Genomic DNA, 7,572 nt, shown 5'->3' with positions numbered 1-7,572 from the left:
ATCATAGCTATGATGTGCTAGATGTTAGTGAGTTTACGCACTATAGAATTAACCACAGTACTCATTTTGCTGAGCGGCGAAATCACATTAATGGGATAGAGAATTTTTGGAATCAAGCAAAGCGTGTGCTAAGAAAGTATAATGGAATTGATCGAAAATCTTTCCCTCTTTTTTTGAAAGAATGTGAGTTTCGTTTCAACTATGGGACACCATCTCAACAGCTCAAAATCCTGCGGAAATGGTGTCAGATTTAACGCTAATCTACTTCAGCCCCAATTTTTATCTAATTTGGCATCTCTAAACTGTGGGTGTTGAGGAAATCTGCCTCGCTTTTAAAAGGAGAATATTATGATGCAGAATTTATTCGCAGCATTACAAAATGCAGTCTTGAGCGTGATTGATATCACGATTATTGTGTTATTTTTTATTGTCAGCCTATTGGGAATTGCCGTGTCATCAGCGATATGGCTTCTATCGAAGTCTTTTGCCAAAAACGCTGAAAAAGAGGTAATTGATATTAAAGCGGAAAAAGTCTGGTTTGAAGGGAAGTAAAACTAGATTTCACGAATAACAATATTAAAAAAGTGTTGGTAAGTTCCAACACTTTTTTTGTTTAAATACCTATCTTCTCGAAATCTGAACATAGATATTTGAGAAAAGCCTTTATTCATCATCAGTGATTAAATCTTTAGACGGTTTAATCGCCAATAAATTACAGTTTAACTGACTGATAACGTGTTCGGCGGTGTTGCCCAATAATACGGCAGAAAGTCCGGTACGACCGATAGTTCCCAACACAACCAGTTCAGCACCTATATCCTGTGCGACTTTAGGAATAACCTCTTCCGGCAAGCCTTCATAAACGTGGGTATGGTCTTCGGCAATACCAAAATGTTGGCGTAAAGCTTTCATATTGATCAGGTGCTGACCGCGAATGCTATTGCCATAATCCGGCACGCTGAATTCCGGTAAGTCGAGTGTAATGCCGACCGGCGCACTAGGATAGGCACTTACAAGATGAATATTGCCGCGATCTAAGCTTTGTGCCAAACTCATACTTAAACCCACCAGTTGCTTATTGAAATCATCGTGGTAAGGTTCGTCGTCGGAAACATTGACGGCGACTAAAATACGTCGTTGATGTTTCCAGTCTCCATCCTTAACCATCAGAATCGGACAAGAGGATTTACGTAATAATTGCCAGTCAGTCGGTGTAAAAATTAATGAAGAGAGATCATCTTCTTGGTGGGTAAATTTCACCACTAAATCGTGATGATGTTTTACAATCTCTTTTTCAATGGCATCAGCCTCATTGCTTTCCCAGACCACTTCGATTTTGAACTGGGTGTTGGATAAATCATATTGAGCCAGAATATCCTGTAACCACGCTTTTTTCTCTGCAATAACGGCAGCAATCATCTCTTCACGTTCGCTAGAGGAGTGTGTCACGCTGACGGCATAAGATAAATTATAAATGGCAAGAAATGCGGTGAGATTAACAGGTTGAGAACTGTTTTGTTGTTTGATCAAATGTAAAGCACGTTCAAGAGCAGCTTGCTTTTCATTTTCCGGATCAATGACCACAAGGATATTATTGAAGTACATAAAACCTCCTTATTATGTAGTTTGTTTTATTATAAGGAGGTCATTATCGAAAGCAAGCTATTACTTGGGATTAAATCATTAAATTGCTAATCTCAATTTAACTTTGGTAGAACCGGCTAACTCAACCAATGCCGGCATATCATTGATGGTAATGTATTTACCCTGCACTGCCAACATACCACTTTTTTGGAAGCGACCGAGTAAACGACTGATGGTTTCAACGGTTAAACCAAGATAATTGCCAATATCGCCACGCGTCATTGTTAAACGGAATTCTCTTGCGGAGAAACCACGAGCAGAGTAGCGTTTGGAAAGATTATAAATAAAGGCAGCTAATTTCTCTTCAGCATTCATTTTTGAGAGCAATAAAATCATTTCTTGATCGCTTAAAATTTCATTACTCATTAAACGAATAATTTGTTGGCGTAATTTCGGCATTTTACCTGCCAAATCATCTAATACATCAAAAGGAATTTCACACACCATTGAGGTTTCAAGGGCTTGAGCAAAACTAGGGTGATGCATACTGTGAATAGCATCAAAGCCGACCAAATCACCCGGTAAGTGGAATGATGTAATTTGTTCTTCACCGTTTTCACTGATGGTATAAGTTTTAATGGTGCCTGAACGGATAGCGTACAGCGATTTTAATTCGTCACCTGCTTTGAAGAGAATTTGAGATTTTTGGATAGGTTTTTTACGTTCAATGATGTTATCTAATTGATCCAGTTCGTGTTCGTTAAGCGTAAACGGAATGCACAACTGGCTAATACTGCAATCCTGACAGTGGATGGCGCAACCACCGGATTGAATTCTGCGTCCAACGCGATTATCGATTAATCCTTTCATCTACGGATACCTCATAACTGACAACGATAGTGAAATCTATGATTTTGCTATCTGAAAAAATTTTGATCTAACGCAATAAATGGTATCATAAAACAAAATTATTAAGAAGTGTAAAATACATCTTTTGAGGTAAATATTTTATGGCGGCAGAAAAGTTGACAAAAAAGAGATTAATCCAAATTTTAGTGATGTTGGCAATTTTAGTCAGTGCCTTTTTATATCGCAGCTGTCATTATCAACCACAATCACAGCATACTGAAACAACAGAAACAATTTCTCAATAAAAAAGCAGAAAAAAATAGCAGTTAATTAAGAATTAAACTGCTATTTTTTGTTTTTCATTAAGCAACAACAGAATTCGCTAAATATTTATCAAAATGGTATAAACCTTTATTATCTGTACCCAATAAATTAAGTTTATCTAAAATACCATTAAACAAAGTTTCTTCCTGATGTTGTTCAGAAACATACCACTGTAGGAAATTAAAAGAGGAGTAATCTTTTTCTTCAAAAGTGGCAGAAACCAGCTCATTAATTTTAGCGGTAATAAGTTTTTCGTGTTGATACGCCAGCTCAAAAACCTCTTTCAATGAAGCAAATTCATTCTGTACTGCCGAGATTTTTTCAATTCGCGCACTAGAACCGGTTTCATTGAGGTAAGTGAATAATTTACGCATATGCTGTAACTCTTCATCAGCGTGCGTATGTAAAAATTTTGCTGCGCCATTAAAACCGTGGTAGGTACACCACGCACTCATTTGTAGATAAAGATTAGAAGAATAAAATTCCAAATTCATTTGCGCATTAAGCATATTAATAATTTTTTGCGATAACATATTAAATTCTCCTGATTATAATGATGCCAACTCTTTATCGACAAAATAAAGCCCGCGTTGATCTTCGCCGGCAAGATCAAATTTAGCAAGGATTCGTTTAAACAGTGTTTCTTCTTCGTGTTGTTCAGAAACATACCATTGCAAGAAATTAAAAGTAGAATAATCCTTCTCAACGAAGCTCTCATCAACCAGCTGATTGATTTTTTGTGTAATTAATTGCTCGTGTTCAAGAACGAGTGTGAACAACTGTTTTAATGATGAAAATTCGTGTTGCGGGGTAGCAATTTCACCTAAAATCGGTAATGCACCGGTTTCACTGACATAGGCAAATAATTTTTGCATATGTTGTAATTCTTCGTCAGCGTGACGCAATAAAAATGCAGCAGCACCTTCATAACCGTGTTCATTGCACCACGCACTCATCTGTAAATAAAGATTGGAAGAATAGAATTCCAAATTAATTTGTTGATTAAGTTTTTCAATCATTGCTGGTTTTAACATACTTAATTCCTCTGATAAATAATTCCGCTGTAGTTTAGCGATTTATTTAATAAAAATAAAATATTTTTTATTATTTTAGATAAACAACAAGAATAATTCTTATTTGTTAAATAATAAATTATTTCAATCAAGATTTATTCTTATTTATTAAAGCTATTTTAAATGCCTGCCGCCGGTTATTTTAATGGTTTCTCCGGTAATATATTGGCTTGAAAAGAGGTATTCGACCGCTTTAATCATCTCTTCATAACCGCCGATTTTTTGCATTACTGATTTTTGCAATGCTTTTTGCTGATATTCTGCGCTATCATTTTCATTAAACATAATTAAAGAAGGGGCAATGCTGTTCACTTTTACTAGCGGTGCATATTGTGCTGCAAAAGAGAGGGTCAAATTTTCTAATGCGGCTTTGCTGGCAGCATAGGCAAGATGTTTTTGGCTTCCTTTGTAAGCGACAAAATCGGTAATATGAATGATGTCTGATGTTGCTTGACGTTGTTGCGCTGATGCGTGTAATAAAGGAAAGAGTTGACGATTTAGCAGATAAGGCAATTCAGCGTGAATACGTATTAAAGCTTGAAATAACCGGCTATCTTGCAAAATATCTGCGTTTTGCTCCGCTTGCCAAGCAGAGGCATTATGAATAACGGCTTTAACGGATTCGCAATGTGTTTTTATCTGTGATACAAAGCGTTCAATATTATTCAATTCAGAAAAGTCAGCTTGTAGTTGTAACACACTCTTCGGCAGTTGAGTCAGCTGATGATAAGTGTGCCGATAAGAGATCACGACATTTTCCCCCTTTTGGGCGAAATGCTGTGCTAAAACATAGCCGACACGCCGACCGGCACCGGTGATGATAATGGCATCTTTCATAACTTCTTCTCTTATTTCACTTTTTTGAGTGGCGTTTATCGTATCAGAAAATTTATTTTTTTGCTGAAATGAGATGAAGTTTATTGATTTTAGTTGGCTTTGTCTTGTTATCTTCAATTTTTGCTGTTATTGTTGCCAACTAAATTTTTCTTCTACGCCACATCAACTGGTTATAACAGCAGCACAGCAAATGACAAAAATGTCTGTTGATGCGACGAGAAGTTGTCTGTTTTTTATAAGAGGAATTTATTAGGTTTAATTATGGGTAAGTCGTTAGTTATTGTGGAATCACCTGCCAAGGCTAAAACCATTAATAAATATTTAGGCAACAGCTATATTGTTAAATCAAGTGTCGGCCATATTCGTGATTTGCCGACTTCCGGCAGTGGCAATGGTGAGAAAGCGAAGCCAGTTTCCACAAAAGGATTAAGTGCGGAAGAAAAAGCTAAAATTAAACAAAAGAAAGAGCGCGATGCGTTAGTGAAACGTATGGGCATTGACCCTTATCATAATTGGAAAGCAAATTATCAAATTCTTCCGGACAAAGAAAAGGTTGTCAGTGAATTAAAATCTTTAGCGAAAAAATCTGATCATATTTATCTCGCAACCGACTTGGATAGAGAAGGAGAAGCGATCGCGTGGCATTTGCGCGAAGTGATCGGTGGTGAAGATGAGCGCTTTAGCCGCGTTGTTTTCAATGAAATTACGAAGAATGCGATTACACAGGCATTCAGTCATCCGGAACAACTCAATATGGATCGTGTAAATGCACAACAAACTCGCCGTTTTCTGGATCGCGTAGTGGGTTTTATGGTGTCACCGTTGTTGTGGAAAAAGGTGGCACGAGGTTTGTCTGCCGGACGTGTGCAATCAGTAGCAGTAAAATTGTTGGTAGAGCGTGAGCGAGAAATTAAAGCGTTTCAACCGGAAGAGTATTGGCAAATCGCAGTGGAAACAAAAAATGCGGAGCAGCAGTTATTGCCTTTTGAAGTAACGCATTATCAATCCAAACCATTGCAAATAAAAGATAAACAAGGTGCCGACAAAGCAACAGAAACCTTAAAAAATTCACGTTACATTGTCACTGAAGTTGAAACAAAACCGACTCAATCACGCGCTAAAGCCCCCTTTATTACCTCGACATTGCAACAAACCGCCAGCACTCGTTTAGGGTTTGGCGTGAAGAAAACCATGTTGTTGGCACAACGTTTATACGAAGCCGGTTATATTACCTATATGCGTACCGACTCGACTAATTTGAGTCAGGATGCATTGACGATGGCAAGAGCATATATTTCCGATAATTTCAGTACTGCGTATTTACCGGAAAAGCCGAATTATTATTCTAGTAAAGAAAATGCACAAGAGGCACACGAAGCAATTCGTCCTTCCGATATTCAGCTAAAAGCGGATGATTTACAAGGAATGGAAAAAGATGCAATTCGTCTTTATGATTTAATTTGGCGTCAATTTTTGGCGTGCCAAATGACGGCGGCGAATTATGATTCTACAATAGTAACGGCGACAGCAGATGATTACACCTTGAAAGTTAAAGGGCGAGTATTGCGTTTTGATGGTTGGACAAAAGTATTGCCGCCAATTGGTAAAAATGCGGAAGATCGTGTTTTGCCAGAGGTGAAAAAAGGTGAAGAGTTAACACTCTCGCAAGTAATACCAAGCCAGCATTTCACTAAACCGCCAGCACGTTATACTGAAGCAGCATTAGTCAAAGAGCTGGAAAAACGGGGGATAGGGCGTCCATCAACTTATGCCTCGATTATTTCGACTATTCAGGATCGTGGTTATGTACGCACAGAAAATCGCCGCTTTTATGCAGAAAAAATGGGAGAAATTGTTACCGATCGCCTTAATGAATCTTTCCCTGATCTAATGAATTATGATTTTACAGCCAATATGGAAGACGTATTGGATCAAATTGCAGCAGGAAAAACAGATTGGAAACAGCAGTTAAATCAATTCTTTGCTGATTTCTCAACTAAACTTTCACAAGCAGAATTGGATGAATTGGAAGGGGGAATGAAACCGAATCATTTGGTTGAAACCAATATTCCTTGCCCAAGTTGTGGTCGTCCAATGGCGATCCGTACTGCTAGCACCGGCGTATTTTTAGGTTGTACAGGCTATGCTTTGCCGCCAAAAGAGCGTTGTAAAACCACAATTAATTTAATTCCGGAAGCGGAATTGTTAAATGTGCTTGATGATAATTCAGAAACCAAAGCGTTAATGGAACGTAAACGTTGTCCGAAATGCGGTACGGCAATGGACAGTTATTTAATCGATGCGCACCGTAAATTGCATATTTGTGGTAATAACCCGAATTGTGACGGCTATGTAGTTGAAGAGGGGCAGTTTAAAATTAAAGGGTATGATGGGCCGGTCGTTGAGTGTGATAAATGCGGTGCGGATATGCATTTAAAATTAGGCCGTTTCGGTAAATATATGGCGTGCACACAATGCGATAATACTCGTAAGATCTTAAAAAACGGTGAAGTTGCACCGCCAAAAGAGGATCCAATACCGTTCCCTGAATTAAAATGTGAAAAATCGGATGCCTATTTTGTCTTGCGTGACGGTGCCAGTGGTGTCTTTATGTCGGCGCATAATTTCCCGAAATCTCGGGAAACTCGTCCGGCAAAAGTGTCGGAATTGGCACAATATCGTGATCGTTTGCCGGAAAAACTGCAGTATTTAGCCGATGCACCGCAGCAAGATCCGGAAGGTAATCCGACGGTGATTCGTTTTAGCCGTAAAGAGAAACGCCAATATGTTAACTCTGAGAAAGAGGGTAAGGCGACCAAATGGATGGCTGATTATATTGACGGCAAATGGGTGGCAAGAGCAAAATAGTTGCGTGAAATAACGGCAACAGGTTATTGCAACTGCC

General features: G+C 38.4%; 9 protein-coding genes. 4 read left to right on the top strand and 5 right to left on the bottom strand.

Annotated features, from left to right (window positions below; genetic code table 11):
* Together A3EO_RS13150 and A3EO_RS0107480 are read left to right on the top strand one after the other, a co-directional pair.
* The coding region (locus A3EO_RS13150) for an IS1595 family transposase (protein ID WP_018345855.1) at positions 1-254 on the top strand (254 nt) is incomplete at its 5' end.
* 94 nt (positions 255-348) lie between these two features.
* On the top strand, positions 349-552 hold the full coding sequence (locus A3EO_RS0107480; protein ID WP_013747223.1) for a hypothetical protein: 204 nt from the start codon (positions 349-351) through the stop codon (positions 550-552).
* A 111-nt stretch (positions 553-663) separates the two neighbouring features.
* Here A3EO_RS0107480 and uspE read toward each other — a convergent pair whose 3' ends face one another.
* The gene (gene uspE, locus A3EO_RS0107475) at positions 664-1,605 is read right to left on the bottom strand and encodes a universal stress protein UspE (protein WP_013747224.1); all 942 of its coding nucleotides are present in this window, start codon (positions 1,603-1,605) and stop codon (positions 664-666) included.
* A 78-nt stretch (positions 1,606-1,683) separates the two neighbouring features.
* Positions 1,684-2,454: an FNR family transcription factor gene (locus A3EO_RS0107470; RefSeq protein WP_013747225.1), complete on the bottom strand. Its 771-nt coding sequence runs from the start codon at positions 2,452-2,454 to the stop codon at positions 1,684-1,686.
* Between the two features lie 140 nt (positions 2,455-2,594).
* Between A3EO_RS0107470 and A3EO_RS13530 the strand changes: the two genes are divergently transcribed.
* Complete coding sequence (locus A3EO_RS13530) at positions 2,595-2,738, top strand: hypothetical protein (protein ID WP_013747226.1); 144 nt, start codon at positions 2,595-2,597, stop codon at positions 2,736-2,738.
* Positions 2,739-2,795: 57 nt separating this feature from the next.
* Here A3EO_RS13530 and ftnA (A3EO_RS0107460) read toward each other — a convergent pair whose 3' ends face one another.
* The 3 genes from ftnA (A3EO_RS0107460) to folM all read right to left on the bottom strand — a co-directional run bounded on the left by ftnA (A3EO_RS0107460) (position 2,796) and on the right by folM (position 4,667).
* Positions 2,796-3,290, bottom strand: a complete 495-nt coding sequence (gene ftnA, locus A3EO_RS0107460; protein ID WP_018346640.1) for a non-heme ferritin — start codon at positions 3,288-3,290, stop codon at positions 2,796-2,798.
* A 15-nt stretch (positions 3,291-3,305) separates the two neighbouring features.
* The gene (ftnA, locus tag A3EO_RS0107455; RefSeq protein ID WP_018346639.1) at positions 3,306-3,791 is read right to left on the bottom strand and encodes a non-heme ferritin; all 486 of its coding nucleotides are present in this window, start codon (positions 3,789-3,791) and stop codon (positions 3,306-3,308) included.
* Between the two features lie 153 nt (positions 3,792-3,944).
* Positions 3,945-4,667: a dihydromonapterin reductase gene (gene folM / locus A3EO_RS0107450; RefSeq protein WP_018346638.1), complete on the bottom strand. Its 723-nt coding sequence runs from the start codon at positions 4,665-4,667 to the stop codon at positions 3,945-3,947.
* Positions 4,668-4,928: 261 nt separating this feature from the next.
* Here folM and topA point away from each other — a divergent pair, with 261 nt between their 5' ends.
* Positions 4,929-7,535, top strand: coding sequence for a type I DNA topoisomerase (topA, locus tag A3EO_RS0107445; protein WP_018346637.1), 2,607 nt, complete (start codon positions 4,929-4,931; stop codon positions 7,533-7,535).
* Positions 7,536-7,572 lie beyond the last annotated feature (37 nt).

The organism is Gallibacterium anatis DSM 16844 = F 149 (assembly GCF_000379785.1).
Lineage (GTDB): Bacteria > Pseudomonadota > Gammaproteobacteria > Enterobacterales > Pasteurellaceae > Gallibacterium > Gallibacterium anatis.
Note: the sequence above shows the minus strand (reverse complement) of the source record. Positions and strands in the feature narration are given on the sequence as shown.

Bases quoted from the DNA above. Each gene is read 5' to 3' on its own strand.
- A3EO_RS0107480 (WP_013747223.1), top strand. From the start codon at position 349: ATGATGCAGAATTTATTCGCAGCATTACAAAATGCAGTCTTGAGCGTG.
- uspE (WP_013747224.1), bottom strand. From the start codon at position 1,605: ATGTACTTCAATAATATCCTTGTGGTCATTGATCCGGAAAATGAAAAG.
- A3EO_RS0107470 (WP_013747225.1), bottom strand. From the start codon at position 2,454: ATGAAAGGATTAATCGATAATCGCGTTGGACGCAGAATTCAATCCGGT.
- A3EO_RS13530 (WP_013747226.1), top strand. From the start codon at position 2,595: ATGGCGGCAGAAAAGTTGACAAAAAAGAGATTAATCCAAATTTTAGTG.
- ftnA (WP_018346640.1), bottom strand. From the start codon at position 3,290: ATGTTATCGCAAAAAATTATTAATATGCTTAATGCGCAAATGAATTTG.
- ftnA (WP_018346639.1), bottom strand. From the start codon at position 3,791: ATGTTAAAACCAGCAATGATTGAAAAACTTAATCAACAAATTAATTTG.
- folM (WP_018346638.1), bottom strand. From the start codon at position 4,667: ATGAAAGATGCCATTATCATCACCGGTGCCGGTCGGCGTGTCGGCTAT.
- topA (WP_018346637.1), top strand. From the start codon at position 4,929: ATGGGTAAGTCGTTAGTTATTGTGGAATCACCTGCCAAGGCTAAAACC.